This window comes from Pseudomonas sp. TE9122 (genome assembly GCF_056278925.1).
The window spans coordinates 5,037,318-5,064,114 of sequence record NZ_JBWBQI010000001.1; the positions used below are offsets into that span (position 1 = coordinate 5,037,318).

Below are 26,797 nucleotides of genomic sequence, written 5' to 3' on the forward strand. Positions count from 1 at the left end.
TGATAAACCGCTTTCGCGAGCGGGCTCGCTCCCACAGGGATTTGTGTTGAAACAGAAATGAAAACGCCCCGATCATCGCTGATCGGGGCGTTTTTTATTGCGGATTCGCCAGTTAAGCGGCGATCGACAACTTGAGCTTGTTCATCGCGCTCTTTTCGAGCTGACGGATTCGCTCGGCCGACACGTTGTACTTCTGCGCCAGATCGTGCAGCGTGGCTTTCTCTTCCGCCAGCCAGCGCTGGTAGAGGATGTCACGGCTGCGCTCGTCCAGCACTTCCAGTGCTTCGTGCAGGTTGGTGTTGGAGTTGTCGCTCCAGTCGGCATCTTCCAGTTGACGCGCCGGGTCGTACCGGTGGTCTTCCAGGTAGTTGGCCGGAGACTGGAAAGCACTGTCGTCGTCGGCTTCGGCAGCCGGGTCGAAGGCCATGTCATGGCCGGTCAGGCGGCTTTCCATCTCGCGCACTTCACGTGGTTCGACGCCGAGGCTTTCCGCCACACGGTGGACTTCCTCGTTGTTCAGCCACGCCAGACGCTTCTTCTGGCTGCGCAGGTTGAAGAACAGCTTGCGCTGGGCCTTGGTGGTCGCGACTTTCACAATGCGCCAGTTGCGCAGGATGAACTCGTGAATTTCCGCCTTGATCCAGTGCACGGCGAACGACACCAGACGCACGCCCATCTCCGGGTTGAAGCGCTTGACGGCCTTCATCAGGCCGACGTTGCCTTCCTGGATCAGGTCAGCCTGAGCCAGACCGTAGCCGGAATAGCTACGGGCAATGTGTACGACAAAACGCAGGTGGGCGAGCACCATCTGCCGAGCCGCCCCCAAATCCTGCTCATAGTAGAGACTCTCGGCCAGTTCACGCTCCTGCTCCGGCGTCAGCAATGGAATGCTGTTGACGGTGTGCACGTAGGCTTCCAGGTTCGCACCCGGAACCAATGCATACGCAGGTTGCAAAGAATTGGTCATACGAAAAAACCTCCCACTCACATACTCGTGCCTCTCGGCACTGCGAAAAATTGACCGGGAACTCAGGTACAAGTTCCCATAAAAACCGCAAGGTCAATCACGCGCAAAAAAGATTCTACTTCGGCGCCAGCTCCCTGAGATGACGTGCGACTGCAATCCATGCACCGATATAACCCAACAGCACCGCGCCAAGCAAGAGCGACAGACCGTCGGCCACTGGCACACCGGCCAGGGCGAAATCACTGCCGTACAAGCCGGCCAGTCCGACCACCGCATCGTTCAGCCAGTTGAGGCCGAACGCCAATACGCCCCAGGACAACAGCCCTGCACCGAAGCCATACAACGCGCCCATATAAAGGAAAGGGCGGCGCACATAACTGTCAGTGCCGCCGACGAGTTTAATCACTTCTATCTCGGTGCGGCGGTTTTCAATATGAAGACGAATGGTATTGCCTATCACCAAAAGTAATGCAGACACCAAAAGCACCGTCAGACCGAAGACAAAGCGGTCGCCAAGCTTGAGGATGGCGGCCAGACGCTCGACCCAGACTAGATCAAGTTGCGCCTGTTGTACCTTCGGCAGCTCGGAAAGTTTTTGTCTTAATGCTTCGAGTGTCGGCTTGTCGACTTCGTTCGGTGTCACCAGCACCACACCCGGCAAAGGGTTGTCAGGCAGCTCACGCAGGGCTTCGCCCAGGCCGGATTGCTGCTGGAACTCTTCCAGCGCCTGATCGCGGCCGACATATTCGGCATCAGCTACCCCCGGCATGCCTTTGATCTGCTCACGCAGCGCTTCGCCTTGCTCCGGGCTGGCGTCGAGTTGCAGGTACAGTGAAATCTGCGCCGCGCGCTGCCAGGAACCGCCGAGACGTTCGACGTTATTGAGCAACAGCGACAGCCCCATCGGCAGACTCAACGCCACGGCCATCACCATGCAGGTGAAGAAGCTGCCGATCGGCTGTTTGCCGAGACGGCGCAGGCTGTCGAGCAGGCTGGCGCGATGGCTTTCGATCCAGGCGCGAAACAGCGTGGCGAAGTCCGGGCCGTCATCATCGTCGTGCTTTTTCTTTTTCTGCGGTTGCGGATCGGCGGCCTTCGGGGCCACGCGCTCGGAAACCTTAGGACTGCGTGTCGCACTCATACCCCGGCCTCCCCGTCGCCGATCAGGCGGCCGCGTTGCAGGGTCAGCATGCGATGCCGCATGCGCGCGATCAGTGCCAGGTCGTGACTGGCGATCAGCACGCTGGTGCCCAGACGGTTGATGTCTTCGAACACGCCCATGATTTCGGCGGCCAGACGCGGGTCGAGGTTACCGGTCGGTTCGTCCGCCAGCAGCAAGGCCGGGCGATGGACGATGGCGCGGGCAATGCCGACGCGCTGTTGCTGACCGGTGGACAGATCGCCCGGGTACAGATCGGATTTGTCCGACAGCGCCACGCGCTCCAGCGCCGAATCGACGCGCTTGGCGATCTCGACCTTGGACAGGCCGAGGATCTGCAGCGGCAAGGCGACGTTGTTGAACACCGTGCGATCGAACAGCAACTGGTGATTCTGGAACACCACGCCGATCTGTCGGCGCAGGAATGGAATCTGCGCGTTGCTGATGGTGCTCAGGTCTTGCCCGGCGAGCAGCAATTTGCCGCTGGTCGGCCGTTCCATTGCCAGCAACAGGCGCAACAGCGTGGATTTACCGGCACCGGAGTGGCCGGTGACAAACAAGAACTCGCCACGACGGACTCGAAAGCTCAGCTCATGCAAGCCGACGTGACCGTTCGGGTAGCGTTTACCGACCTGTTCGAAACGAATCATGAACGCTCCCGCTCGGCAAACAGTGCCTGGACAAAGGGTTCGGCTTCAAAGGTACGCAAGTCGTCGATGCCCTCACCGACGCCGATGTAGCGGATCGGCAGACCAAATTGCTTGGCCAGGGCGAAAATCACCCCGCCCTTGGCGGTACCGTCGAGCTTGGTCAGCGCCAGACCGGTCAGTTCGACGGTCTGGTTGAATTGCTTGGCCTGGTTGATCGCGTTCTGGCCAGTGCCGGCGTCGAGCACCAACAGCACTTCATGCGGCGCGTCGGCATCGAGCTTGCCGATCACCCGGCGAACCTTTTTCAGCTCTTCCATCAGGTTGTCTTTGGTGTGCAGGCGACCGGCGGTGTCAGCGATCAGCACGTCGATGCCACGAGCCTTGGCCGCTTGCACGGCGTCGAAGATCACCGAAGCGGAATCGGCGCCGGTGTGCTGGGCGATCACCGGAATCTTGTTGCGCTCGCCCCAGACCTGCAATTGCTCTACCGCCGCAGCACGGAAGGTGTCACCAGCGGCGAGCATGACTTTCTTGCCTTCCAGTTGCAGCTTCTTCGCCAGTTTGCCGATGGTGGTGGTTTTGCCGGCGCCGTTGACGCCGACCACCAGAATCACGAAAGGCTTGTTCTGCGAGGCGATTTTCAGCGGTTGTTCAACCGGTTTGAGCATCGCTGCCAGTTCAGCCTGCAGAGATTTATACAGAGCGTCGGCGTCGGCCAGTTCCTTGCGCGCAACCTTCTGGGTCAGACGCTGAATGATCTGCGTCGTAGCCTCGACACCGACGTCGGCGGTCAGCAGTCGGGTTTCGAGGTCGTCGAGCAGGTCATCGTCGATGGTCTTGCGCCCGAGGAACAGGCTGGCCATGCCCTCGCCGATGCTGGCGCTGGTCTTCGACAGGCCTTGCTTGAGGCGGGCGAAGAAACCGGCTTTGGTTTCTTCGGTGCGCGGGGTTTCGACTGGCGCTTCTACAGGGACTTCGACCGGCACGACCGGAGCGACCGGAGCGACAACCGGCGCAGCGGCAATCGGTGCAGGCTCCGACGGCGGGACAACCGGGGCGGCGGGTTCAGAAATGACCGGCGCTGGCTCGACAACCGGCTCAGGCACAGGCTGCGCAGCCACCTCGGCAACCGGCGCAGGAATCACCGGCGTCACATGTGGCGCCGCTTCTTCAACCAGGGCCACCGGCTCTTCTGCCACCGGCAAGGTCAGCCACGGCTCGGCGGCGGGCGTCAGCGGCAGTTCGGGAGCGGCGGGCGCTTCCGGCTCGGCTTCAGCCTCCGGTTGCAGCACCGGCTCGGCGATCGGCAGCACAATCGGCGCCGGCTCTTCTTCTATTACAGGAGCTGGCGCGGGGGCCGGTTCAGGAATCGCGGGCGGCTGTTCGACGACGGGTTCCTGCGGTTTTTTCCGCAGCCATCCGAACAGGCTTTTCTTCTCGCCAGCCGCAGCTGGGCTCTTCTTGTCGTCGTTGGAACCAAACATGGAGGACGGCTATCTCACGGTAGCGACGCGCCAACAGGGCGCCCCGGCAAATAAATATTCGATGCAGAACAGACTGTGTTTCACCCAGCTTGTTCACGCGCAACATTTTGTCGAGGCACCGAAAGCACCTCAAGGATCGTTTTTACGATGATCTAAACCGGCAAAAATCGGCGAAAACGCAGGGTCTGGTTGCCAAACCGCTGCCTTGTGCCGCAAACCCATTCAGCCTTATCAGGTTGCAGAACCTCATAGACGTGGCCGCCAGTAAAACTGATCAGTATCCTAGCACCCTCTCGCCCGCCGACGCTAAGACCAAGCGGGCAGCCCAACAGGTTGAAAAACGAATGAATGCTCTAGCCCGCCGCGCTGCTGGCCTGCTGCTCAGCGCAGTCTGCCTGCCCCTTTCGGCCCTGGCGGCCGACCCGCAACCGACCCATGAATTCACCCTCGACAACGGCCTCAAGGTCGTCGTGCGCGAAGACCATCGTGCGCCGGTGGTCGTTTCCCAGATCTGGTACAAGGTCGGCTCCAGCTACGAGACTCCGGGGCAGACCGGTCTGTCCCACGCGCTTGAGCACATGATGTTCAAGGGCAGCGAAAAAGTCGGCCCCGGCGAAGCCTCGCTGATCCTGCGCGACCTCGGCGCCGAAGAGAACGCGTTCACCAGCGACGACTTCACTGCTTATTACCAGGTGCTGGCCCGTGACCGTCTCGGCGTGGCGTTTGAGCTGGAAGCCGACCGCATGGCCAATCTGCGCCTGCCGGCCGACGAGTTCGCCAAGGAAGTCGAAGTCATCAAGGAAGAGCGCCGCCTGCGCACCGATGACAAGCCGATGTCCAAGGCCTACGAGCGCTACAAGGCCATGGCCTACCCGGCCAGCGGTTATCACACGCCGACCATCGGCTGGATGGCTGACCTGGACCGTATGAAAGTCGAGGAACTGCGCCACTGGTACCAATCCTGGTACGCGCCGAACAACGCCACGCTGGTGGTGGTCGGTGACGTCACTCCGGACGAAGTGAAAACCCTCGCCCAGCGCTACTTCGGCCCGGTCGCCAAACGCGACGTGCCACCGGCGAAAAAACCGCTGGAACTGGCCGAGCCCGGCGAACGCCAGATCACCCTGCGCGTGCAGACCCAACTGCCGAGCCTGATGCTTGGCTTCAACGTGCCGAGCATTGCTACCGCTGAAGACAAACGCTCGGTCAACGCCCTGCGCCTGATCTCCGCGCTGCTCGATGGCGGCTACAGCGGGCGCATCCCGACGCAGCTGGAACGTGGCGAAGAGCTGGTCTCCGGCGGCTCGTCGGACTATGACGCCTACACCCGTGGTGACAGCCTGTTCACCCTGTCGGCCACGCCAAATACGCAGAAGAAAAAGACCATTGCCCAGGCCGAAGCCGGCTTGTGGAAACTGCTTGAGCAACTGAAAACCACCGCGCCGTCTGCCGAAGAGCTGGAACGCGTCCGCGCTCAAGTCATCGCCGGCCTGGTCTACGAGCGTGACTCGATCACCAGCCAGGCCACCGCGATCGGTCAACTGGAAACGGTCGGTCTGTCGTGGAAGCTGATGGACACCGAACTGGCCGATCTGGAAAGCGTGACCCCGCAAGACATCCAGAACGCCGCGAAAAAGTATTTCACCCGCGAACGTCTCAGCGTCGCCCACGTCCTGCCTTTGGAGACGACTCATGAGTGAGCGCAAAACCCCACGCCTGATGCTGCTTGGCCTGATTGCTGTCGCGGTGATCGGCTCGGCGGCTGTGTATCTGTCGCCCGGCGCTGACAGCCACGCCAGCGAAGCCCTGGATAACGCCAAGTCCAGCCAGAAATTGCAATCGCTGGCCGAACTCGATGGCAAGGCCCCGGCCAGCCGCAAGCTCGATGTGCAGACCTGGAACACCGCTGAAGGCGCCAAAGTGCTGTTCGTCGAAGCGCATGAGTTGCCGATGTTCGACATGCGCCTGATCTTCGCCGCTGGCAGCAGCCAGGACGGCAACGCGCCCGGCCTCGCCGTGCTGACCAACGCCATGCTCAACGAAGGCATCGCCGGCAAAGACGTCGGCGCTATCGCCCAGGGTTTTGAAGGCCTTGGGGCCGACTTCGGCAACGGTGCGTTCAAGGACATGGCGCTGACCTCGTTGCGCAGCCTGAGCGCACCTGAGCAGCGTGAACCGGCGTTGAAGCTGTTCGCCGATGTGGTCGGCAAACCGACCTTCCCCGCCGATTCCTTCGCGCGCATCAAGAACCAGCTGCTCGCCGGTTTCGAATACCAGAAACAGAACCCCGGCAAACTCGCCAGCCTGGAGCTGATGAAGCGTCTGTACGGCGATCACCCGTACGCGCATTCCAGCGACGGCAATCCGCAAAGCGTGCCGAAGATTACCGTCGCGCAATTGCGCGAGTTCCACGCCAAGGCCTACGCCGCCGGCAATGCTGTGATTGCACTGGTTGGTGATTTGTCGCGAGCCGAAGCCGAGGCGATCGCCAATCAGGTCTCCTCTGCCCTGCCGAAAGGCCCGGCACTGGCGAAAATCGCTGCGCCGCAGGAACCGCAAGCCAGCGTCAACCACATCGAGTTTCCGTCGAAACAGACCAACCTGATGCTCGCGCAACTGGGCATCGATCGCGATGATCCGGATTACGCCGCGCTGTCGCTGGGCAACCAGATCCTCGGCGGCGGTGGTTTCGGTACGCGCCTGATGAGCGAAGTGCGCGAGAAGCGCGGCCTGACCTACGGCGTGTATTCGGCGTTCAGCCCGATGCAGGCCCGTGGCCCGTTCATGATCAACCTGCAGACCCGCGCCGAGATGAGCGAAGGCACCCTGAAACTGGTGCAGGACGTGCTCGCCGACTACCTGAAAACCGGGCCGACACAGAAAGAACTCGACGATGCCAAGCGCGAACTGGCCGGCAGCTTCCCGCTGTCCACCGCGAGCAACGCCGACATCGTTGGCCAATTGGGCGCGATGGGCTTCTATAATCTGCCACTGAGCTATCTCGACGATTTCATGCGGCAGTCGCAGAGCCTGACCGTAGAGCAGGTCCGCGATGCGCTGAACAAACACCTGAGCACGGAGAAAATGGTCATCGTCACCGCTGGCCCGACCGTGCCGCAAAAGCCGTTACCGGCCCCATCTGATAAACCTGCCGAGCAACCGCTCGGGGTTCCGGAGCATTAATGGCCACTCGAGCACCGAAAAAACCTGTGCAAAACGTGCACAACGGCGTGAACCAGCTGCGCATCATTGGCGGCCAGTGGCGCAGCCGCAAGCTGAGCTTCCCCGACGCACCGGGCCTGCGCCCGACCCCGGATCGCGTGCGTGAAACCCTGTTCAACTGGCTCGCGCCCTATGTCGAAGGGGCGAAAGTGCTCGACCCGTTCGCCGGCAGCGGCGCGCTGTTTCTCGAAGCGCTGTCCCGAGGCGCGGCCACGGCCCAGGCGCTGGACGCCAGCAACGTTGCAGTTTCCAGTCTGAAGGAACACCTCGGCACCCTGCGTTGCAGCAACGGCCAGGTACAAACCGCCGACGCGCTGCGCTACCTGGAAACCCAGGCCGCGACGCCGTTCGATCTGGTGTTCCTCGACCCGCCGTTCAATCAGAACCTGTTGCCAGCGGTTTGTACTTTGCTGGAAGAGCGCCAATGGCTGGCGGCCGATTCGTGGATCTACACGGAAAGCGAAACAGCGCCATCGACGCTGGGCCTGCCGGGCAACTGGCGCCTGCACCGCGAACAGAAATCCGGTCGTGTGTATTACGCGTTGTGGCAGCGCAGCGCCTGAACCATCCGCACTGCGCTTTAGCGTGCGGTAGATAGTTACCGCACCCAGTGCCTCGCAGTCCGCCACAGTGGTTGCCGCAATCTGCGTTAACCACTGAGGATTTCGCGTATGGATACGCTCTGCAGCCGGATGCTGCTTTTTCTTGGCCTCGCGCCGTTCATGACACTGGCCGCCACGCCCCCGCCGACTCATCAATTCACCCTGGAAAACGGTTTGCAGGTACTGGTGCGCGAGGATCACCGTGCGCCGCTGGTCACTTCGCATTTGTGGTTCAAGGTCGGCTCGGCAGACGAGGCGCCGGGGCAAGCCGGGCTATCGCACGTTCTTGAACACATGCTCTACAAAGGCAGCCACAAGACCTGCGCCGGTGAGGCTTCGCGTCTTTTGGAATCCCTGGGTGCCGAAGAAAATGCCTTCACCGCCGAGGACGTCACCGGCTACTACCAGACCTTGTCGCCGCGCTATCTGGGCGTGGTTTTCGAGCTGATGGCCGACCTGATGACGACTGCCGATTTGCACGTCGACGACCTGAAAACCGAACTGGCAGTCATCCGCGAAGAGCGCCAGCTGCGCATCGACGACGATTTCGACGCCGCTGTGCTGGAACACTTCACCAGCCAGGCGCATGTCGCCAACAGCTATCGCACGCCAGTCATCGGCTGGATGCACGACCTGCAGCACGTGGACGCCGAGGAACTTCGCCATTGGTATCAAAGCCGTTACGCGCCGGGCAACGCCGTACTGGTGATCGTCGGCGATGTCACGCTCGCACACGTGCAGCCGCTGGCCGAGCGCTATTTTGGCGCGCTCGCAAATCGTCCCGTGCCGCGCCTGTTACGGCCCGTGGAGCTGAAAGTGCCGGGCGAACGCAGACTGACCTTGCAGCGCCATGTCCCAGCAGAGCGGTTGCTGATGGCTTTCAATCTGCCCGGACTGGCCACGGCCAAAGACCTGCACACCGTGCACGCCCTGCGCCTGATCAACGCGATACTCGGCGGCGCACATGGCGCGCGCCTGCAAAAGAAATTGATTTTCACCGACCGCGTTCTCAATCGTGTCGACACTCACTACGACGAACGGACGCGCGGCGACAGCCTGCTGCTGTTGACTGCCGAGCTGGCCGATCCGCCGCTGACCGATCTTGAAGGTGCGCAAGCGCGGGTGTGGGAGCAGATCGAAACGTTGCGCACCACACCACCGTCGGCAGAAGAGCTCGAGCGGGCACGCACGCAACTGATCGCGCAGCAGGTGTATGCCCGCGATTCGATTCAGGAACAGGCGCGTCAGCTGGCCAGGCTCCAGGCCATCGGCTTGCCTTGGCGAATACTCGATGAAGATGCAGCTGCATTGGCGAAAGTGACGCCGCAACAGATCCGCGAAGTGGCCGCCACGTGGCTGACCCCCGAGCGTCTCAGCGTTGCCCACGTACGCAAGGTGGACGTCCGATGAGCAGGTCCTCAAGGCGCACGGGGTTGGTCCTGATGTGGCTGTCGGCTGCGGCGGCTTGCGCTGATGGTCAGCCTGAACAAGCGCGGACATCGCGCCTGCAATCGCTCAGCGAAGTCCAAGCGCTGGAAATCAAGCCGCGCGCATTGCAGATCAGGGGCTGGAAAACCCTGACCGGCACCAAGGTGCTGTTCGTGCGCACGAGCGATCTGCCGATGTTCGATATTCACGTCAGCTTCGCCGCAGGCAGCGCCCGCGACGGTAGCCTGCCGGGCCTGGCTGCCACGACCTTTTCCATGCTCAATGAAGGTATCCCCGGCAAGGATTTGTCCGCCATCGTCGAAACCTTCGACGGGCTCGGCGCGCAATGGGAAATGGACATCGATCACGACCGCGCCGTGTTCTCCCTGCGCAGCCTCAGCGATCCGGCCAAGCGCCTACCGGCGATGGATCTGTTGACGCGAATATTCAGCGAGCCATCGCTCAGCGCCCAGCGCCTGCCGCCAGTGAAAGACGAACTGCGCGCCGCGCTCATCGCAGAGCAAGGCGATGCCGCGGGTCTGGCCTCGCAGAGCATCAAGGCACTGCTTGCGCCGGACAGCCCGTACAGCCTTCCGGTCTATGGCACGCAATGGGGCCTCAATGCCGTGACCCGGGCCGCCGTGGAGGATTTCCATCGCCGCTATTACGCTGCCCGACATGCGCAAATCACCCTCGTCGGCGACCTCACTCTGGACCAGGCACAAGCGATCAGCCTGCAGATCAGCAATGCCCTGCCCAAGCCTCCTGACGCGCTGGTGTCTTCAGCAATGGCAACACCCGGAAACGTCCAGTCCAGTCACCTGGAACTGAATCAACTGCAGACCCACATTGCCTTTGCCCAAATCAGCGTGCCGCGACGACATGCCGATCACCCCGCCTTGTACGCCGCCAGTCAGATTCTCGCCGGAGGCAGCAACAGTCGGTTGATGAATGAACTGCGGCACAAGCGCGGACAGGTTTATGACGTGTATGGCGCCAGCGTCAATTGGGCTGGTGGCGCCGGGTTGCTGACCGTCACCTTGCAGACCGGTAGCTCCATGAGCGACAGCACCGTCGCTTTGGTGCGCTCGATGCTCAATGATTTTCTTCGGCAAGGGCCGACCGCCCCGGAACTCGAGCACCTCAAGCGCAGGCTGGCCAACAGAAATGTGCTCACCAGCGCCAGCAACCGGCACATTCTGGCCAGACTCGTGGAGATCAACCGCTACGACTTGCCGCTCGATTTGGATTACACAATGCAACAAGTGCAGAGGCTGACGGTGGACGACATCAAACTCGCTATGAACCGTCACTTGTCTGTTGATCGCTGGGTGTCGGTTACGGTCGGCCCCAGTGTCGAGCAACAGCCACTGCCTGGACCGGAGGTTGCGCCGATCGGTCAGGCTGAAGAGGACATGTGTCGCGCCGACCCGGGCTTTGTGGCAAGTTAGGCGCTTTCGTTGAGAAGCGACAGCCCGCCCTGTGCGCCGGTCGCTTTACGCAAGACCTGTCGAGATTTGCCGTGCAATCACCGTCCCCGCTTCCCGCCTCGCGTTTCGTTCCGGCCTTCGGCCTCGGCAATCCACATCTGCAAACCCTGTGGGGTCCGCTGTGGCGCAAGACCGTGCACATCGAGCGCGAACGCGAACGCCTGTGGCTCGAGGACGGCGACTTCCTCGACCTCGACTGGCACGGCCCGCACAGCGCCGAGGCGCCGTTGGTACTGGTGCTGCACGGTTTGACCGGCTCATCCAATTCGCCCTATGTGGCGGGCATTCAAAAGGCCTTGGCCGAGCAGGGCTGGGCCAGCGTCGCGCTGAACTGGCGCGGTTGTTCCGGCGAGCCGAATCTGTTGCCGCGCAGCTACCACTCCGGCGCCAGCGAAGACCTTGCCGAAGCCATCCAGCATCTGCGCGCGAAACGACCGTTGGCGCCGTTGTACGCGGTCGGTTATTCGCTGGGCGGTAATGTGCTGCTCAAGCATCTCGGTGAAACCGGCAGCAACAGCGGTGTGCTCGGCGCGGTGGCGGTGTCGGTACCGTTCAGGCTCGACCAATGCGCAGACCGGATTGGCCAGGGATTTTCGCGGGTTTACCAGGCGCATTTCATGCGCGAAATGGTCGCCTACATCAAGAACAAGCAGCGCCAGTTCCAGCATGACGGACGCGAAGACGGCCTGGCGAAACTGGCCGCGCTCGGCTCGCTGGAAAACATGCGTACGTTCTGGGATTTCGACGGCCGGGTCACCGCGCCGCTGCATGGTTTCACCGATGCCGAGGATTACTACCACCGCGCCTCAAGCCGCTACTACCTCGGCGAGATCCGCACGCCGACGCTGATCATTCAGGCAGCGGATGATCCGTTCGTATTTCCCCACAGCCTGCCGCAAGCCGATGAGTTGTCAGCCTGCACCCAGTTCGAATTGCAGGCGCGTGGCGGTCATGTCGGCTTCGTCGACGGCTCGTTTCGCCGGCCCGGGTATTACCTGGAGCGGCGCATACCACAATGGCTGGCCGCACTCGGTCAATGAACGCCGCATGGCCCTTGCAGGCTCGCTCCCACAGGGATTTGTGTCGGCATGAAAATGCATGGCACAACCTGGTTCAATGTGGGAGCGAGCCTGCTCGCGAAAGCGGTGAGTCAGTTGGCATTTAACTCACAGACACACCGCCATCGCGAGCAGGCTCACTCCTACAGAGAGATCGCTGGGTTTATTCGCCCGTGGCAATGCCGCGCGACGGTTCGTTGATCCACTCGCTCCACGATCCGGCATACAACGCCCCCAGCGGATAACCGGCCAGGCACAGTGCAAACAGGTTATGGCACGCTGTCACCCCGGAGCCGCAGTAGGCGACCAGTTCCGACGGTGAGCGATCACCCAGCTTCGCCGCAAAGCGCTGCTTGAGCTGCTCCGCCGGCAAAAAACGTCCGTCACTGCCGAGGTTGTCGGTGAACGCCGCGCACTGCGCGCCGGGAATATGCCCAGCCACCGGATCGATCGGTTCCACTTCGCCCTTGAAGCGCGGCAAGGCGCGGGCGTCGAGCAGGGTCAGGGTTGGCTGGCCGAGGCGCTGCTGCAATTGCTCGGCGCTGAGCAGCAGGCTCATGTCCGGCTGGCCACTGAAGTTACCCGGCGTCACGCTCGGCGGATCCAGGCTCAGCGGCAGGCCGGCCGCGTGCCAGGCTTTGAGCCCGCCATCGAGAATGAATACGCCGTCGCGCTTGCCCAGCCATGCCAGCAACCACCACGCCCGCGCCGCGTATGCACCCGGGCCGTCATCATACAAAACCACATCGCTGTCGTTGCTGATGCCCCAGGCTTGCAGGCGTTCGATCAGCGCCGCCGGCTCGGGCAACGGATGACGCCCGGTCACACCCTTCTCGACTTTGCCGCTTAGATCCCGTTCCAGATCGGCGAAACTCGCTCCGGCAATGTGCCCTTCGGCGTAGCTGCGCTGGCCGTAATCCGGATCCTCGAGGGCGAAACGACAATCGAGAATCACCAGCCCCGGCTGCTCTTTGCGAGCGTCCAAAGCTTGTGGGCTGATCAACTGCGCAATCGACATAACGGGCTCCTGTGGAATTCGGCTGAACGGTTTATTTCACGTCTTCGAGAGCCTGCGCCAGTGGCACGTAGAACTCGTCGAACAATGCGTTGACTTCATCCCGCGCCTGATCGGTAACAAACCCTGCTTCCAGCACCAGCACCTGATACACGCCACGCTTCACGGCCTGTTCGCTGAGGTGGTTGGAGTTTTCCCGGGTGGTGCACAGAAAACGCACCCACGAGGTCAGGATGATCCACGCATTGAGGGTCAGGGATTCAATCTGCACACGGTCCATTTTCAGGATGCCGGCGGCGACGAAGCCTTCGTAGATCGCTGCGCCCTGGATCACGCAGCGCTGGGAAAAGCGCCGATAGCGCGCGGCCAGTTCCGCATCGCTGTCGAGCAGATGCTCAAGGTCACGATGCAGGAAACGGTAGCGCCACATGGCCGAGAGCAGTTCCTTGAGATAGAAACGCTTGTCTTCGACGGTCGCCGGGCGGCCCTGAGGCGGACGCAAAAAGCTGTCCACCAGGGCTTCGTACTCACTGAACAACACGGCGATGATCGCCTGCTTGTTGGGGAAGTGGTAGTACAGGTTGCCCGGAGAAATCTCCATGTGCGCGGCGATGTGGTTGGTGCTGACGCTGCGCTCGCCCTGCTGATTGAACAGCTCCAGGCTGTTCTGAACGATGCGCTCGCTGGTTTTTATCCGTGGGGCCATGGCTTGAGCTTTAATTCAGAGTGCGTAGACGGCGCATCTTACGACCTAACCGGAAATGGATAAAACCTTGCCGTGCACGGAAGTCGTTTGACTTTCTAGAGCTTAGACTCTAAAAAGTGCCCATTACAATAAAATCCGGAGCCCGCGATGACTGCCGACATTGCCTACCTGCAAACGCTGCAACAGCCACTTGAAACCCTCGATCGGCAGTTCCAGGCACAACGGGCCGCGTACGCCGCCAACCCGATGCCGCCGGCCGCACAGCGGCAACAATGGCTCAAGGCTTTGCGCGATTTGCTCAGCGCTGAGCGGCAGGCATTGATCGACGCGATCAGCGCCGATTTCAGTCACCGCAGCGCCGACGAAACCCTGCTCGCCGAGCTGATGCCGAGCCTGCACGGCATTCACTACGCCAGCCGTCATCTGAAGAACTGGATGAAGCCATCGCGGCGCAAGGTCGGCATGGCCTTCCAGCCTGCTTCGGCAAAGGTGGTTTACCAGCCGCTGGGCGTGGTCGGTGTGATCGTGCCGTGGAACTACCCGCTGTATCTGGCCGTAGGGCCGATGGTCGGCGCCCTGGCGGCGGGCAATCGGGTGATGCTCAAGCTCAGCGAATCGACCCCGGCCACCGGCCTGTTGCTCAAAGAGCTGCTCGCGCGGATCTTTCCCGAAGACCTGGTTTGCGTGGTGCTGGGTGAGGCAGATATCGGCGTGGCGTTCTCGCGTCTGCCGTTCGATCACTTGCTGTTCACCGGTTCCACCAGCGTCGGCAAACACGTCATGCGCGCTGCAGCGGAAAACCTCACGCCGGTCACCCTGGAACTGGGCGGCAAGTCGCCGGCCATCGTCTCCACAGACGTACCGCTCAAGGACGCCGCCGAACGCATCGCCTTCGGCAAAACCCTCAACGCCGGGCAGACCTGCGTCGCGCCCGACTATGTGCTGGTGCCGGAAGACCGCGTCGGCGCCTTCGTCGAGGCCTACCGTCAGGCTGTGAAAGGCTTCTACCCGACCCTGGCCGACAACGCCGACTACACCGCGATCATCAACGAACGCCAGATGGCCCGACTGAACGGTTACGTCAGCGACGCGACCAGCAAGGGCGCGCTGCTGATCCCACTGTTCGAACAAGGCCAGGGCCGACGCATGCCGCACAGCGTGCTGCTCAATGTCAGCGATGAGATGACGGTGATGCAGGACGAGATTTTCGGCCCGTTGCTGCCGATCGTGCCTTATCGCGATCTGGAGCAGGCATTCGCTTACATCAATCAGCGGCCTCGTCCTCTGGCTCTTTACTACTTTGGCTACGACAAACGCGAACAGCATCGCGTACTGCACGAGACCCATTCCGGCGGCGTATGCCTGAACGACACCTTGTTGCATGTCGCTCAGGACGATATGCCCTTCGGTGGCATCGGCCCCTCGGGCATGGGCCATTACCACGGCCACGAAGGTTTCCTGACCTTCAGCAAGGCCAAGGGCGTGCTGATCAAACAACGCTTCAACGCGGCCCGGCTGATCTACCCGCCCTACGGCACATCGATTCAGAAACTGATTCAGAAGCTGTTCATTCGCTAAACGTTCGTCGACGCCGGGTAATAAAAACAATGCACCCAAGCCTGACCGAAACACCTGCCCTGTCGCGCCGTGGCCTGCTGAAATTCAGCCTCGGCGCCAGCGCGTTTCTCGCCACCGCCGGCCTTGGCGCCAGCCTCACTGGCTGCTCGTCGAGCGTCAGCGCCAACGGTTTCGTCAGTTTGCGCGACGGCGATCTGCTGTTCCTGCGCGCGCTGATCCCGGTGATGCTCGACGGCGCCGTCGCCGCCGGGGAAATGCCCGCAGCGCTAGACGGCACGCTGAAGTCGCTGGACTACAGCCTCGATCACCTGTCGCTGGAAATGCTCAAGCTCACTCGGCAACTCTTCGATGTGCTCGGCATGGCCGTGACCCGTGGCCCGCTCACCGGTATCTGGGGCAGTTGGGAAAACGCCAGCCCTGAAGCGATGCGGCATTTCCTTGAACGCTGGGAGAACAGTTCACTGAGCTTGCTGCGCATGGGCCATAGCTCGTTGCAGCAGATGGTGATGATGGCCTGGTACACCCGCGCCGAGTCCTGGGCTCACTGCGGTTATCCCGGTCCGCCGAAGGTCTGAAACCAGGGCGCGGCCTTCGCGAGCAGGCTCGCTCCCACATTTGAAATGCATCCCCCTATGGGAGCGAGCCTGCTCGCGAAGGGGCCTGCTGCATCACCTCAGCATCCAGAATAATAAAGAGAACCTGACCGATGCCCGTACCCGATCCCTTCCGCGAAGGCCTCGCCCGAGGCTGGAAAACCTACAACGGCGCGCAACTGAGCGACGACCTCATCCTCGAAGCCGACGTGGCGATCATCGGCAGTGGCGCCGGCGGCGGCACCACGGCGGAGATCCTCAGCGCGGCCGGCTACAAAGTCCTGCTGATCGAAGAAGGCCCGCTGAAGACCAGTTCGGATTTCAAGCTGCTCGAAGACGAGGCTTACAGCAGCCTCTACCAGGAAGGCATCGGGCGCATGAGCAAGGACGGCGCGATCACTATCCTGCAGGGCCGCGCGGTCGGCGGCACGACGCTGATCAACTGGACCTCGAGCTTCCGCACACCCGAGCCGACCCTCGAACACTGGGCCAGCGAGCACAACGTCAAAGGCCATAGTCCGGCAGAGATGGCGCCGTGGTTCGAAAAAATGGAGCAGCGCCTCGGCGTCGCGCCGTGGATGGTGCCGCCCAATGCCAACAACGATGTGATCCGCAAAGGCTGCGAGCAACTCGGCTACAGCTGGCACGTGATCCCGCGCAACGTGCGCGGCTGCTGGAATCTGGGCTATTGCGGCATGGGCTGCCCGAGCAATGCCAAGCAATCGATGATGGTCACGACCATCCCGGCGACGCTGGAAAAGGGCGGCGAGCTGCTGTATCTGGCGCGGGTGGAGAAACTGCTGATCAGTGGCGACAAGGTTACCGGGCTGCATTGCGTGGCGATGGACCAACGCTGCGTCGAGCCGACCGGGCGCAGCATCAGCGTCAAGGCGCGGCATTATGTGCTGGCCGGCGGCGGCATCAACAGCCCGGCGCTGTTGCTGCGCTCCGACGCGCCGGATCCGCATGAGCGCATAGGCAAGCGCACCTTTCTGCACCCGGTGAACATGTCCGCCGCGCGTTTCGCCGAGGTGGTCAATCCGTTCTACGGCGCGCCGCAGTCGATCTACTCCGACCATTTTCAGTGGAAGGACGGCACCACCGGGCCGATGGCTTTCAAACTCGAAGTGCCGCCGCTGCACCCGGCGCTGGCCGCCACACTGCTCGGCGGTTTCGGTCAAGAGAACGCGCAACACATGGCTGATCTGCCGCACACCCACGCGATGCTGGCGCTGCTGCGCGATGGCTTCCATCCGGACAGCAGCGGTGGCTCGGTGGAGCTGCGCGGTGATGGCTCGCCGGTGCTCGACTATCAGGTTTCGCAATACGCCTGGGACGGTTTGCGCCGGGCCTTTCACGTGATGGCCGAAATCCAGTTCGCCGGCGGCGCGCAATCGGTGATGCCGATGCACGCCGACGGCCGCTATGTGAAGACACTGGCCGAGGCGCGCTCAATGATCGATGGACTGAGCCTGGAGCTGTACCGCACGCGACTGGGCAGTGCCCACGTGATGGGTGGTTGTGCGATGGGTGAAGATCCGAAAAGCGCGGTCGCTGACAGCCTCGGCCGCCATCATCAACTGAGCAATCTGTCGATTCACGATGGCTCGCTGTTCCCCACCAGCATCGGCGCCAACCCGCAGTTGTCGGTGTATGGCCTGACCGCGCAACTGGCGACAGCCTTGGCTGACCGACTGAAAAATCCATGAAAAAGCGGAATATTCCTATCGTCTATAGTGCTTTCTTACCCAACAGGCGACTTGGCCGACCGGGAAGGCTGCGATACCATCCGACTCCCCAACGGACTCCCGCCAGGACGACGCGATGAACCGAGTGTTGTACCCAGGTACCTTCGACCCTATTACCAAGGGCCATGGCGATCTGGTCGAACGCGCCTCGCGCCTGTTCGATCACGTGATCATTGCGGTCGCCGCCAGCCCGAAAAAGAACCCGCTGTTCCCGCTGGAACAACGGGTGGAACTGGCTCGCGAGGTCACCAAACACCTGCCTAACGTGGAAGTGGTCGGTTTCTCGACGCTGCTCGCGCATTTCGCCAAAGAGCAGAACGCCAATGTGTTCCTGCGTGGTCTGCGTGCGGTGTCGGACTTCGAATACGAATTCCAGCTGGCCAACATGAACCGCCAACTGGCACCGGATGTGGAGAGCCTGTTTCTCACGCCGTCGGAGCGTTATTCGTTCATTTCCTCGACGCTGGTGCGGGAGATTGCCGCGCTGGGCGGCGATATCAGCAAGTTCGTCCACCCGGCCGTGGCCGACGCGCTGACCCTGCGCTTCAAGAAGTAGGAGCTGCCGCAGGCTGCGATCCTTTCGTTTTTGGATCGCAGCCAAAGAGTGCCCTTGATCGCCCCCGCGTGCACTGCGAGCTTCAATGCGGCACAATTGCGCGCATTGATTTATAGCGCCCGGGCCTGCCGCCCCGGCTGGAGTTAGCATGTCCCTGATCATCACCGACGATTGCATCAACTGCGACGTCTGCGAACCCGAGTGCCCGAACGCCGCCATTTCCCAAGGCGAAGAGATCTACGTGATCGACCCGAACCTGTGCACCCAGTGCGTCGGCCACTACGACGAGCCGCAGTGCCAGCAGGTCTGCCCGGTGGATTGCATTCCACTGGACGAAGCCCATCCGGAGACTGAAGAACAGTTGATGGAGAAGTACCGCAAGATTACCGGCAAGGCCTGATCTCTTCAGTGCCCGTCCGGCCCTCTTCGCGAGCAGGCTCGCTCCCACATTTGCAATGCATTCTCCTGTGGGAGCGAGCCTGCTCGCGAATGGGCCATCAGCCACACCCCTGAAACCCGATCAGCTCACTCGCGCTGCTCGAACCCCTCCCCCGTACACCCCAGACACCGCACAAACGCTGCTTTCGCCGGGTCTACCACCAGCGCCTGACCGGCATCGCCAACACCGCCGCCGAGCGCGGTAAACGGCAACGACACCACAAACGCTCCCGCACCGATCACCGTTGCCACCACCAGCAAAGGTCGGGCAATCAGCAGGTCGCCGAGCATGGCGTAGGCCGGGGGATTCTGGATGGTGTATCGCGGGTCACCGCTGCCGTTTTCCGAGGCCTGAACGGCCAGGCTGGAACACAACAGCAGCGTGACGAAGAAGACTTGCAGGAGTTTCATGGCACGATCCTTCGGGCTGAGCAGTGAGACTTCTCACTATAGACCCAAGGATTTTTTCAGGTCTGGCAGCGCGGGCAAAACACGCTGGCGCGCTGGCCGAGCTTCACTTCACGCAGACCGGTGCCGCAGACCTTGCAGTGCTGCCCTCCCCGGCCGTAGACAAACAGTTCCTGCTGGAAATAGCCGGGCTGACCGTCGCCGCCAATGAAATCGCGCAATGTCGTGCCGCCACGCTCAATGGCGGCGGCAAGGATGCGTTTGATCTCGATTGCCAGTTTCAAGTAACGCCCGCGGGAGATGCCCCCGGCTTCGCGGCGCGGGTCGATGCCGGCGGCGAACAGCGCTTCGGTCGCGTAGATATTGCCCACCCCGACCACCACCGCGTTGTCCATGATGAACGGCTTGACCGCCATCGAACGTCCGCGTGACAGCTTGAACAATCTTTCGCCATCGAACAGATCGGTCAGCGGCTCCGGCCCGAGGCGAATCAGCAATTCGTGATTGAGCGGGTCGTTGCTCCACAGCATCGCGCCGAACCGTCGCGGGTCGGTGTAGCGCAGGGCCAGACCCGATTCCAGTTCGATATCGACGTGCTCGTGCTTCAACGCCGGCAACCCGGCCTCGACCAGACGCAGATTGCCCGACATGCCCAAATGGCTGATCAGTGTGCCGATCTCGGCGTTGATCAACAGGTACTTGGCGCGCCGCTCCACCAGCACGATGCGCTGCCCGGACAGGCGCACATCGAGGTCTTCGGGGATCGGCCAGCGCAGGCGCCGGTCGCGGACGATGACGCGGCTGACCCGCTGGCCTTCCAGGTGCGGGGCGATCCCGCGACGGGTGGTTTCGACTTCCGGCAGTTCAGGCATGGTGTCCTCGGATCAATGCGCGCCGAGGTCGCGAATCGTTTGTTTGAGTGTTTCGAAGTCGTAGTCCGACAGACCGACGTAATCGAGCACCAGCGGGCCGACCGCGTTCCACTCGAAATCTTCGCTCTGGTTGCCCAGCACCCGATACGAGGCGCAGATGTGCTCGGCCATTTTCAGAATCGCCAGCAAGTTTTTCAGCTGGCTGTTCTTCGACGATTCGTCGCTGAAAATCGCCAGCGCGTTGTGGTGGTTGGCGATGGCGGCGCTGACATGCTCCGGCAGGCGCCAGGACTTGGCGGTGTAGTAACCGACCACGGCGTGGTTGGTGTTGAACACACGGTTTTCCGTATCGACCACACGGCATTCCGGGCTGGCGCTGGCGTAGGCCTCTTCCAGCACGGTCATGTAATTGGGGAAACGCTGCAGCATCAACGGTACGCCGCAATCGTGGAACAGCCCTAACGCATAGGCTTCATCACCGGCCTGGGTGCCGATGCGCTTGGCCAGGGTCAGGCAGGTCATCGCCACGTCCTGCGCGGTGTCCCAGAAACGGTTGAGGGTGACGATGGTGTCGTCGTTCATCTCGCCCTTGATCGACTGCGCGTTGATCAGATTGATGATCGAGCGGCTGCCCAACAGGTTTACCGCACGCTGGATCGAGGTGATCTTGTTGCTCAGGCCGTAATACGGCGAGTTGACGATTTTCAGCAGCGCGCCGGACAGACCGGGGTCCTGGGAGATCAGCTTGGCGATCACCTCCAGGTCCGGGTCGGGCATGTACTGCTCCATTTGCAGATCCACCATGATCTGCGGTTGCGCCGGCACACTGATGCCTTGCAGCGATTGTTGAATCTGTTCGGTGGTCAGCTCTTGGGACATAAGTACACACTCCGGGGCAGGCGGCGATTCTAACCGCTGAAACCGCAGGGCGACACACCGATGGGCACATCGCCGGAACTTTCATCTGTGCCCAGGCTTCGGAATCTGTAGGGCGCATCGGACCTCAACGGTCCGCTGCGAAGGCAAAATCTCCACAGACTCAGGAGCTTACCGATGGCAACTTCCCTCAATGGCAAACGCGTCGCTATTTTGGTTACCGATGGTTTCGAACAGGTCGAACTGACCGGGCCCAAGGATGCCCTGGAGCAGGCCAGCGTGCAGGTCGATATCCTCTCGGCCGAGGCCGGCACCGTCAAAGGCTGGAACCATGACAAACCGGCCGACGACTTTCCGGTCGCCAACACCTTTCAGGCCGTGAGCATCGATCAATACGATGCCGTGCTGCTGCCGGGCGGTGTGCAGAATTCCGACACTATCCGTATCGATCAGGATGCTCAGCATCTGGTCAAGACTGCCGCTTCGGCGGGCAAGCCGATTGCCGTGATCTGTCATGGCAGCTGGCTGCTGATTTCCGCAGGGCTGGTCAATGGCAAGACCATGACCAGCTACAAAACGGTCAAGGACGATCTGGTCAATGCCGGGGTCAACTGGGTCGATCAGGAGGTGATCAAGGACGGCAACCTGATCAGCAGCCGCCAGCCGGATGATGTGCCGGCGTTCAGTCAGGCCCTGATTGACGCACTGGCTGCATAAGAGCTGAAATCGCTTTCGCGAGCAGGCTCGCTCCCACAGGTGAATGCATTGCAAGTGTGGGAGCGAGCCTGCTCGCGAAGGGGCCATCCGCTTTTCATCGCAGGCCAAACCGGAGCACGCGTCAACACGCTATACTCCCGCTCTTTTTTCCGGAGCGACGTCATGTCCCTGCCTAGCCTGCGCCTCAAAGCCAACGCCGACCGTCGCCTGCGCAACGGCCACTTGTGGGTCTACAGCAACGAAATCGACGTGGCCGCCACGCCTCTGCACGGCTTCAAGGCTGGCGATCAGGCGGTGCTCGAAGCCGCTGGCGGCAAGCCGTTGGGCATCGTCGCCATGAGCCCGAACAACCTGATCTGCGCGCGCCTGCTGTCGCGCGACATCAAACTGGCCCTCGACAAGTCGCTGCTGGTGCATCGCCTGAACGTCGCGCTGTCGTTGCGCGAGCGTCTGTTCGACAAGCCGTTCTATCGTCTGGTCTACGGCGACTCCGACCTGCTGCCGGGTCTGGTGGTCGATCGTTTCGGCGACATTCTTGTGGTGCAGATCGCTTCGGCGACCATGGAAGCGCACAAAGACGACGTGATCGCCGCGCTGACTCAAGTGCTCAAGCCAAGCGGCATTTTGTTCAAGAACGACTCCGCAGCCCGCGACGCCGAAGGCCTCAACCGCTACGTCGAAACCGTGTTCGGTCTGGTACCGGAATGGGTCGCGCTGGAAGAGAACGGCGTCAAGTTCGAAGCGCCGGTCATTCAAGGTCAGAAAACCGGCTGGTTCTACGACCACCGCATGAACCGCGCGCGCCTGGCACCCTACGCCAAAGGCAAACGCGTGCTCGACCTCTATAGCTATATCGGTGGCTGGGGCGTGCAGGCCGCGGCGTTCGGCGCCAGCGAAGTGTTCTGCGTCGACGCCTCCGCATTCGCCCTCGACGGTGTAGAGCGCAACGCTGCGCTGAACGGTTTCGCTGACAAGATGACCTGCATCGAAGGCGATGTCTTTGAAGCGCTGAAGGAACTGAAAGCCAGCGAAGAGCGTTTCGACGTGATCGTTGCCGATCCGCCGGCCTTCATCAAACGCAAGAAAGACATGAAGAACGGCGAAGGCGCCTACCGTCGTCTGAACGAGCAAGCCATGCGCCTGCTGACCAAGGACGGCATTCTGGTCAGTGCTTCGTGCTCCATGCACCTGCCGGAAGATGATCTGCAGAACATCCTGCTGACCAGCGCCCGTCACCTGGACCGCAATATCCAGATGCTCGAGCGTGGCGGTCAGGGTCCGGATCATCCGGTGCATCCGGCCATCGCTGAAACCCGTTACATCAAAAGCATCACCTGCCGTCTGCTGCCCAACAGCTGATTGCGCTTGAACACCGGGGAGCCACTGAGCTCCCCGTTTTTTTTGCGCGCCCTCCCCCCGTTTTTTCACACTCGACATGAGTGTCCTGCCCTCTTCCTACAACTTCTTTCTCGCTGCCTTGCAGGAAGTTTCGTCATGCCTGTCAATCATGGAAATTAAACCTACGCAGTAAGCCTCCTGCAAAAGATCACTCCGACAAAATTACTGGAATATTCCTACTTAATATCCGCTTGCCAATATTCGATTACAAACTAATATGAAGTTGTCGCAACGAAGCGACTCAACTACCAACGAACAAGGAGTTCACATCATGAAAACCATTTATCTCGAAACAGACAAACTCGCCAACCTGGCCTTTCTGGTTGCAGCCACCGGCCGCTAAGTAAGCCTGGACGCCGGAGAGTGCCGGCACTCTGGCGTCCATCAGACTTTTTCCCGAGTGACCTGAGCCCATGTATATCAATCCTTTTCTTTTTATATTGCCGCGCCCGCCTGGACAAGTTGTCTGGAACTACAAGAACCACACTCAACACGAACTTGATCTTGAATACTCCCATCGCCTCGCCAGCCTTATACACAACCCTGATATATTTGACCCGAACAACATAATAGACACACAACTTCTGGACGCCGGCACTTTAATAACTTCAAAAATAGACAGTCCGAATTGGGGCTGGGATGAATTGTCGAAGATCTATCACATCGGCACACAAAACATACCTAGCGCACATACGCCTCGGAATATCCACGAGTGGTCCAGGCAATATCTGGCGCACTGCAGCGAAGTGCTGGCGAAGCCAGAACCTGCAGACACCCGGGCGCGGCGATCAGTGCAGCCCCTGATTACCCTGCCCGTACCTGGCGCCATTGATGATGACAGCCTGACTCAGGCCCTGATGAGGCGCAAAACCTGTCGTTCCTACACCGGTGCAGCGGTGACACTGGATGAGGTCGGCACGCTGCTGTATCTGACCCTCGGCTACCTTCCCCCACGCGACAATGCCCACGACGATCCGGTCGCACCGGGTCTCGAGGCACGCCGAAGCTGCCCGTCCGGCGGCGGACTGAACGCCTGTGAGGGATTTGTCCTGGCGCAAAATGTCAGCGGACTGGAACCCGGCATCTACGCCTATCACCCTGCCGAACACGCCCTGAGTCGGATCAATGCGCTGCCGGATCCGGAGCTGGGTCAATTGCTCGGCGGCCAGCATTTCATCAACAACCTGCCACTGGGCGTGTTCATCACTGCAAGGTTTGATCGTCTCTGGTGGAAGTACGAGCACTCGCGTGCCTATCGCATGGCCTTCATCGAGGCCGGTCATCTCTCGCAAACCTTTCAACTGGTAGCGACGACGCTGGGGTTGAACACCTGGTTGACCGGCGCGTTTGCCGACGCACAGATTGAAACCCTGCTCGGCATCGCGGACAGCGCCGAGCAACCGTTGTTCTTCGTCGGTTGCGGACAAAGCGATGGCCAGGCCATGTGCCAGGAAATGCGTGATCTGCTCAGCGGAGCACAGTCATGATTCCCACGGCTATGGACGAGAGCGAAGCCCCGGTGTCATGGTCGCTCAAATTCACGCTTCCAGGCTGGGAGAACCGTGCATCGGTACGCAGCAGTGTCCATGACTATCGGTTACCGGGCGATGTCGAGCAGCAATTGCAAACCCGCTACTGGTTACCCCCGGCCTTTGTGCCCTATCTGGCGCATCCGGCCATCCAGGCCAAAGGTCGCGAAACCCTGCACCGCCTTACCGCCAATCATCTGGTGTATTTCCTCGACTACACCACCCTGCTCGAACACCGCATCGTCAACCGCGCGGTGGAAGTCATCGTGCACCGCGAACTGCCCATTTATATACCGCTACCGATGAAACATGCGGCACTGCAGCTGTATACCGACGAGGGCTACCACGCGCTGTTTTCCAACCAGATTGCCGAGCAGATCGCTGCGCTCTACGGCATCACCCGGCGACCGGTCATTCCGAAGCGGATCAGCCGCATGAACGCTTTGATCGCGCGCACGCCGGAGAAAAACCGTGCATTGGCCTGGTTCCTGCTGGGATTTGTCTCGGAAACCATCATTGCCCGCGAGTTGCTGGAGGTCTGCCGCGACACGCTGGTGTCCAGTGTGAGTGACATGTTGCGCGATCACCTTGCCGACGAAGCCCGGCACAGCCGCTATTTCGCCGAAGCCTTCCATTACTTCTGGATTGCGATGAACAGTCGTCAACGCCTGTTCGCCAGCAAGACCCTCGTGGAGATCATTTCCATCTTCTTCGAAGCAGATGAAGGCTGGCTGCAACAAAGCCTGCGTTCGGCCGGTATTGCCGAGATCGACGTGATGGAGATTGTCGGCGGCACGGCAACGGTGCAGGCCAACCGCGCCCGTGCACGCGTTGGCTGCAAACCTACGGTGGAGGCCTTGCACAAGGCGGGCTTCTTTGCATTGCCCCACAACCAGACACTTTTCGCCAAAGCAGGATTGATCGATGGATAAACACAGCCGTGCAACCACCCGCCGACAACAGCGCGGAGCAATCAGCCTGCTGCTGGCGATGATCCTGCTTGGCGTGTTTCCGCTGGATGTGCTGCTGCCTTCCTTTCCGGCATTGGCAGCCCACTTTGGCCGATCGGCAAACGACATCGCGCTGTCGATCAGTCTGTTTGCCGTGGGCATCGCATTTGCCCAGTTATTGATCGGCCCGCTGTCAGATGTGATCGGGCGCAAAGGTCTGCTGCTTGCCGGCATGAGCGTGTCGCTGCTCGGCGCACTTGGCTGCGTGCTGAGCAATGACTACACGCTGTTCCTGATTTTCCGGGTGATGCAGGCGCTGGGATGCGGTTGCTTCGTGCTGTCCCAGGCACTGGTGCAGGATCTGTTCGAAGGCAACGAGCGTGATCGCCTGCGGATCCTGATGGTCACCGCAACGGGCATCTTCATTTCGGTATCACCATTGGCGGGCACGTTTCTGCAAGCCACGCTCGGCTGGCGCGGCAGCTTCTGGGTCTTCATCGCCCTGGCCGCAGCAGTTTTGATCAAGACCTGGCGATTGCTCGATAACAGCCGTCCTCCTCATGATCCCGGCCGCCTTGGCTTCATCCAGTCCTATCAGCGCGTCTTGGGCAATTTCGAATTTGTCGGCTGTTGGCTGATTTCCGCATTCGCTTTCGCTTGCCACTTTTCCTTCATCGTCATTTCCCCGCTGATCTTCATGGAGCAGCTGCAGATGGCACCTTACGATTTCGCCTTGATCCTGCTGATTTACGGCGCCGCCTATGTCTTTGGCGGCGTGCTCGCCAGCGTGCTGAACCGGCATATCAATGCGCAACAGCAGATTTTTACCGGGCTGAGTCTGATCCTGCTCTCGGGACTGGTAATGCTCTATCTGGCCGCCAACCATGATTTGTCAGCTGCGACGGTGCTGATTCCAATGCTCATCTGCACGGTGGGCACGACCATTTCCCGGCCACCGGCTACCTCCCGCGCCATGAGCCTGTTTGCCGAAAATGCCGGCGCATCGGCGTCTGCCGGCAGCACCATCATCTTTATCTGTGGCGGGCTGGTCAGCGCCTTGATCAGCCTCGGCCCGGCCAACCTGCAAGCGACGCTGGGTTACGGCTTCGTGGTGTTGAGCGGCGTATCGCTGTTGCTCAACAGCGTGATTGGCCGTCGCGTCAGCAACCTGCGCAGCAACAGGTTGATGCCCGGAGGCGACCATTGACCCTGCCAGTCGTCATCCCGCGCACCGCATCAGCAAGTCAACGATGCTTTGCGCCATTCCCTCGCGGCGTCAGCGGTGTAGAATCGCCTCATTCATCGCCATTCATCCCCGGCGGGTTTATGAGCTCAGGCTGAGACCAGCGGCGA

Annotated in this window: 25 protein-coding genes; 16 read left to right on the forward strand and 9 right to left on the reverse strand. The window is 61.1% G+C overall.

The features are described from left to right. Positions 1-112: 112 nt before the first annotated feature. The 4 genes from rpoH to ftsY form a co-directional block, all read right to left on the reverse strand. Complete coding sequence (gene rpoH / locus ACZ9BE_RS22770; RefSeq protein WP_016772717.1) at positions 113-967, reverse strand: RNA polymerase sigma factor RpoH; 855 nt, start codon at positions 965-967, stop codon at positions 113-115. A gap of 115 nt (positions 968-1,082) precedes the next feature. After that, the gene (ftsX, locus tag ACZ9BE_RS22775) at positions 1,083-2,108 is read right to left on the reverse strand and encodes a permease-like cell division protein FtsX (protein WP_016772716.1); all 1,026 of its coding nucleotides are present in this window, start codon (positions 2,106-2,108) and stop codon (positions 1,083-1,085) included. Beyond that, positions 2,105-2,776, reverse strand: coding sequence for a cell division ATP-binding protein FtsE (gene ftsE, locus ACZ9BE_RS22780; RefSeq protein WP_016772715.1), 672 nt, complete (start codon positions 2,774-2,776; stop codon positions 2,105-2,107). The genes ftsX and ftsE overlap by 4 nt, the downstream gene beginning before the upstream one ends. After that, positions 2,773-4,260, reverse strand: a complete 1,488-nt coding sequence (gene ftsY / locus ACZ9BE_RS22785; RefSeq protein ID WP_150636925.1) for a signal recognition particle-docking protein FtsY — start codon at positions 4,258-4,260, stop codon at positions 2,773-2,775. The genes ftsE and ftsY overlap by 4 nt, the downstream gene beginning before the upstream one ends. Before the next feature lie 344 nt (positions 4,261-4,604). Between ftsY and ACZ9BE_RS22790 the strand changes: the two genes are divergently transcribed. The 6 genes from ACZ9BE_RS22790 (at position 4,605) to ACZ9BE_RS22815 (ending at position 12,042) form a co-directional block, all read left to right on the forward strand. Beyond that, the gene (locus ACZ9BE_RS22790; protein ID WP_460094537.1) at positions 4,605-5,960 is read left to right on the forward strand and encodes a M16 family metallopeptidase; all 1,356 of its coding nucleotides are present in this window, start codon (positions 4,605-4,607) and stop codon (positions 5,958-5,960) included. Next, positions 5,953-7,443, forward strand: coding sequence for a M16 family metallopeptidase (locus tag ACZ9BE_RS22795; protein WP_150636927.1), 1,491 nt, complete (start codon positions 5,953-5,955; stop codon positions 7,441-7,443). The genes ACZ9BE_RS22790 and ACZ9BE_RS22795 overlap by 8 nt, the downstream gene beginning before the upstream one ends. Further along, positions 7,443-8,045, forward strand: a complete 603-nt coding sequence (gene rsmD, locus ACZ9BE_RS22800) for a 16S rRNA (guanine(966)-N(2))-methyltransferase RsmD (RefSeq protein ID WP_041476826.1) — start codon at positions 7,443-7,445, stop codon at positions 8,043-8,045. The genes ACZ9BE_RS22795 and rsmD overlap by 1 nt, the downstream gene beginning before the upstream one ends. 108 nt (positions 8,046-8,153) lie before the next feature. Then, positions 8,154-9,494, forward strand: a complete 1,341-nt coding sequence (locus ACZ9BE_RS22805) for a M16 family metallopeptidase (protein WP_476249967.1) — start codon at positions 8,154-8,156, stop codon at positions 9,492-9,494. Then, positions 9,491-10,963 carry a M16 family metallopeptidase gene (locus tag ACZ9BE_RS22810; RefSeq protein ID WP_476249968.1) on the forward strand — a complete coding sequence of 491 codons (1,473 nt, stop codon included), beginning with the start codon at positions 9,491-9,493 and terminating at the stop codon, positions 10,961-10,963. Before ACZ9BE_RS22805 ends, ACZ9BE_RS22810 begins: the two co-directional genes overlap by 4 nt. A gap of 71 nt (positions 10,964-11,034) precedes the next feature. Then, on the forward strand, positions 11,035-12,042 hold the full coding sequence (locus ACZ9BE_RS22815) for a hydrolase (protein ID WP_476249969.1): 1,008 nt from the start codon (positions 11,035-11,037) through the stop codon (positions 12,040-12,042). A 181-nt stretch (positions 12,043-12,223) separates the two neighbouring features. On the opposite strand, the gene ACZ9BE_RS22820 is transcribed toward ACZ9BE_RS22815, so the two are convergent. Next, positions 12,224-13,078: a sulfurtransferase gene (locus tag ACZ9BE_RS22820; protein WP_073471025.1), complete on the reverse strand. Its 855-nt coding sequence runs from the start codon at positions 13,076-13,078 to the stop codon at positions 12,224-12,226. 31 nt (positions 13,079-13,109) lie between these two features. Next, positions 13,110-13,781 carry a TetR/AcrR family transcriptional regulator gene (locus ACZ9BE_RS22825; protein WP_016772708.1) on the reverse strand — a complete coding sequence of 224 codons (672 nt, stop codon included), beginning with the start codon at positions 13,779-13,781 and terminating at the stop codon, positions 13,110-13,112. A 147-nt stretch (positions 13,782-13,928) separates the two neighbouring features. Here ACZ9BE_RS22825 and ACZ9BE_RS22830 point away from each other — a divergent pair, with 147 nt between their 5' ends. The 5 genes from ACZ9BE_RS22830 (at position 13,929) to ACZ9BE_RS22850 (ending at position 18,656) form a co-directional block, all read left to right on the forward strand. Next, complete coding sequence (locus ACZ9BE_RS22830; protein ID WP_476249970.1) at positions 13,929-15,359, forward strand: coniferyl aldehyde dehydrogenase; 1,431 nt, start codon at positions 13,929-13,931, stop codon at positions 15,357-15,359. 29 nt (positions 15,360-15,388) lie between these two features. After that, positions 15,389-15,934, forward strand: coding sequence for a twin-arginine translocation pathway signal protein (locus ACZ9BE_RS22835; protein WP_095181324.1), 546 nt, complete (start codon positions 15,389-15,391; stop codon positions 15,932-15,934). Positions 15,935-16,065: 131 nt separating this feature from the next. Continuing rightward, complete coding sequence (locus ACZ9BE_RS22840; protein WP_095181323.1) at positions 16,066-17,661, forward strand: GMC family oxidoreductase; 1,596 nt, start codon at positions 16,066-16,068, stop codon at positions 17,659-17,661. Between the two features lie 115 nt (positions 17,662-17,776). Continuing rightward, positions 17,777-18,256: a pantetheine-phosphate adenylyltransferase gene (gene coaD, locus ACZ9BE_RS22845; RefSeq protein ID WP_003229157.1), complete on the forward strand. Its 480-nt coding sequence runs from the start codon at positions 17,777-17,779 to the stop codon at positions 18,254-18,256. Between the two features lie 148 nt (positions 18,257-18,404). Beyond that, a complete protein-coding gene (locus ACZ9BE_RS22850) occupies positions 18,405-18,656 on the forward strand; it encodes a YfhL family 4Fe-4S dicluster ferredoxin (RefSeq protein WP_003195146.1) in 252 nt (83 codons plus the stop codon). A 125-nt stretch (positions 18,657-18,781) separates the two neighbouring features. Here the strand turns inward: ACZ9BE_RS22850 and ACZ9BE_RS22855 are convergent, their stop codons facing one another. From ACZ9BE_RS22855 to ACZ9BE_RS22865, 3 genes are read right to left on the reverse strand one after another with little or no spacing between them, the layout of a single operon-like run. Further along, complete coding sequence (locus tag ACZ9BE_RS22855) at positions 18,782-19,105, reverse strand: hypothetical protein (protein WP_041476834.1); 324 nt, start codon at positions 19,103-19,105, stop codon at positions 18,782-18,784. A gap of 56 nt (positions 19,106-19,161) precedes the next feature. Further along, on the reverse strand, positions 19,162-19,974 hold the full coding sequence (gene mutM / locus ACZ9BE_RS22860) for a bifunctional DNA-formamidopyrimidine glycosylase/DNA-(apurinic or apyrimidinic site) lyase (protein WP_252879047.1): 813 nt from the start codon (positions 19,972-19,974) through the stop codon (positions 19,162-19,164). 12 nt (positions 19,975-19,986) lie between these two features. Beyond that, complete coding sequence (locus tag ACZ9BE_RS22865) at positions 19,987-20,799, reverse strand: HDOD domain-containing protein (RefSeq protein ID WP_161984078.1); 813 nt, start codon at positions 20,797-20,799, stop codon at positions 19,987-19,989. Positions 20,800-21,027: 228 nt separating this feature from the next. On the opposite strand from ACZ9BE_RS22865, the gene ACZ9BE_RS22870 reads away from it, so the two are divergent. The 5 genes from ACZ9BE_RS22870 to ACZ9BE_RS22890 all read left to right on the forward strand — a co-directional run bounded on the left by ACZ9BE_RS22870 (position 21,028) and on the right by ACZ9BE_RS22890 (position 26,651). Continuing rightward, positions 21,028-21,567, forward strand: a complete 540-nt coding sequence (locus tag ACZ9BE_RS22870) for a type 1 glutamine amidotransferase domain-containing protein (protein WP_476249971.1) — start codon at positions 21,028-21,030, stop codon at positions 21,565-21,567. 162 nt (positions 21,568-21,729) lie between these two features. Continuing rightward, a complete protein-coding gene (locus ACZ9BE_RS22875) occupies positions 21,730-22,926 on the forward strand; it encodes a class I SAM-dependent rRNA methyltransferase (protein WP_016772700.1) in 1,197 nt (398 codons plus the stop codon). Positions 22,927-23,378: 452 nt separating this feature from the next. Beyond that, complete coding sequence (locus ACZ9BE_RS22880; protein WP_476249972.1) at positions 23,379-24,452, forward strand: SagB family peptide dehydrogenase; 1,074 nt, start codon at positions 23,379-23,381, stop codon at positions 24,450-24,452. Beyond that, positions 24,449-25,426, forward strand: coding sequence for a diiron oxygenase (locus tag ACZ9BE_RS22885; protein WP_095181321.1), 978 nt, complete (start codon positions 24,449-24,451; stop codon positions 25,424-25,426). The genes ACZ9BE_RS22880 and ACZ9BE_RS22885 overlap by 4 nt, the downstream gene beginning before the upstream one ends. Next, the gene (locus ACZ9BE_RS22890; protein WP_056786308.1) at positions 25,419-26,651 is read left to right on the forward strand and encodes an MFS transporter; all 1,233 of its coding nucleotides are present in this window, start codon (positions 25,419-25,421) and stop codon (positions 26,649-26,651) included. Before ACZ9BE_RS22885 ends, ACZ9BE_RS22890 begins: the two co-directional genes overlap by 8 nt. Positions 26,652-26,797 lie beyond the last annotated feature (146 nt).